General features: G+C 64.4%; 3 protein-coding genes. All 3 read right to left on the bottom strand.

Features of this window, described 5'->3' with window-relative positions:
• Nucleotides 1-289, bottom strand: a 289-nt coding sequence (locus JCM25156_RS15295) for an MlaD family protein (RefSeq protein ID WP_025813773.1), incomplete at its 3' end; no start/stop codon positions are given.
• A 5-nt stretch (nucleotides 290-294) separates the two neighbouring features.
• The gene (locus JCM25156_RS15290; RefSeq protein WP_051577537.1) at nucleotides 295-1,098 is read right to left on the bottom strand and encodes an ABC transporter ATP-binding protein; all 804 of its coding nucleotides are present in this window, start codon (nucleotides 1,096-1,098) and stop codon (nucleotides 295-297) included.
• A gap of 5 nt (nucleotides 1,099-1,103) precedes the next feature.
• Nucleotides 1,104-1,886: MlaE family ABC transporter permease (locus tag JCM25156_RS15285; RefSeq protein WP_025813771.1), on the bottom strand; the 783-nt coding region annotated here is incomplete at its 5' end.

Below are 1,886 nucleotides of genomic sequence, written 5' to 3'. Positions count from 1 at the left end.
CGCCCCGCCCCGGCTCATGCGCCGGGTCGAACAGGATATAGACCGGCATGTAGGTATGGTGGGTGGCCGGATCGACCTGCACGCTCAGGCGCTTGACCGCGCCCACCGGCAGGCCGCGGAAATTGACGGGCGAGCCGATATCCAGCCCGTTGGTCGGGCTTTCGAATATCACGACCGCCTCGCTCCCCTGGCCCGGCAGGGGCAGTCCGCCCTTTGCCACCAGCACGCCAAGCGCGATGGCCGCCACACCCAGTACGACCGAGCCGATCAGTGTCTGCCTGTCGGCCATCGGCGCTAACCGTTTTCGTGCGTGCTGGACGAGTCCAGCTGTTCGCGGTGCATGAAGGCGTGGACCATCGGGTCATCGCAATGGTCGCGCAGCCATGTGGGCGCGCCATGGGCGATGGCGGTTTTCTGCACGGCGTCAAGGAAGATGCCGTCATCGGCGATATGGAACAGGCTGGACAGTTCGTGGCTGACGATGATGATGGTCGCCCCCAGCCCGTCGCGCAGGTTCAGGATCAGGTCATCCAGCCGCGCGGAGGTGATGGGGTCGAGACCCGCCGAAGGTTCATCGAAAAACAGGATGTCCGGGTCCAGCGACATGGCGCGCGCCAGCCCCGCGCGCTTGCGCATGCCACCGCTGAGTTCGGAGGGATACTGGTCAATGGCGTGCAGCATGCCCACCAGCCCCAGCTTGAGTTCCACAAGCTGGCGGATGACGGGCGGCTTGAGGCTGGTGAACATCTGCATGGGCAGGGCCACGTTCTCGCCCACCGTCATGGAACTCCACAGCGCGCCACTTTGGAACAGGACGCCAAACCGCCGCCCGATGCGGATGCGGCTTTCGTCATCCCCGGCCCAGTAATTGTCATCCCCCACCATATAGGTGCCCTGCCGGGGGCGCAGCAGGCCGATCATGCTCTTGAGCAGCGTGCTCTTGCCGCAGCCCGATCCCCCCATCACGGCGAAGATGCTGCCGCGTTTGACCTGAAAGGACACGTCATGCTGGATCACGCGTGAACCGAAGGCCAGCGTGAGGTCACTGACGGAAATCAGCGTCGGGCGGTCATCGGTGGTGGGCATCTGGTTATTCATGGCGATCAGATCCCGATAACATTGGCGATAACCGCGAACACCGCATCCAGCGCGATCACGCCCACGATGCCGACAACCACGGCCTTCGTCGCCGCGATGCCCACATCCGCCGCGCTGCGCCCGGCCTTCAGCCCGATGCGGCAACTGGTCAGCCCGATGAACGTGCCGAATACGAAGCTTTTGACAAAGCCGAAGGTGAACTGGTCCAGCGGCAGGGCCTGAAGCGTTTCATGGAAATAGCCCAGCGGCGAGACGTTCAGCATGATGTAGGAGACGCAGAACCCGCCGAACATGCCGATCAGGCAGCCATACAGGTAAAGCAGCGGCATGGTGAAGGCGAGTGCGAGGACCGAGGGCAGGATCAGGTAGCTGGAAACCGGGATGCCGAACACCTGCAGCGCGTCGATTTCCTCATTGCCCTGCATGGTTGAAATGCGCGCGGCATAGGCGCCGCCGGTGCGTCCGGCCATGATGATGGCGGTCATGACCGCCGACATCTCGCGCACCATCGCAATGGCGACCAGGCTGGCCACATAGATGTCGGCCGCGAATTTGTGCAGTTCCACCGACCCCACGAACGCCAGGATCGCGCCGACAAGGAAGTTCACCACCCCCACGATCAGCAGCGCTGCCGGGCCGGCGGCGTTGAGGTCGGTCATGAGATCGACGGTGCGCATCATCCCGCGCCCCACCACGGCGGCGAACCCGCCACGGGCGGCGGCGGTGCCCATTTCGCTCACGCAGCCGATCTCGTCCAACGTATCGAGCGTGAACTGCCCCACCGCCGC

The organism is Komagataeibacter kakiaceti JCM 25156 (assembly GCF_000613305.1).
The sequence above is the reverse complement of the archived record's forward strand: the minus strand, read 5'-3'. Positions and strand labels throughout refer to the sequence as shown.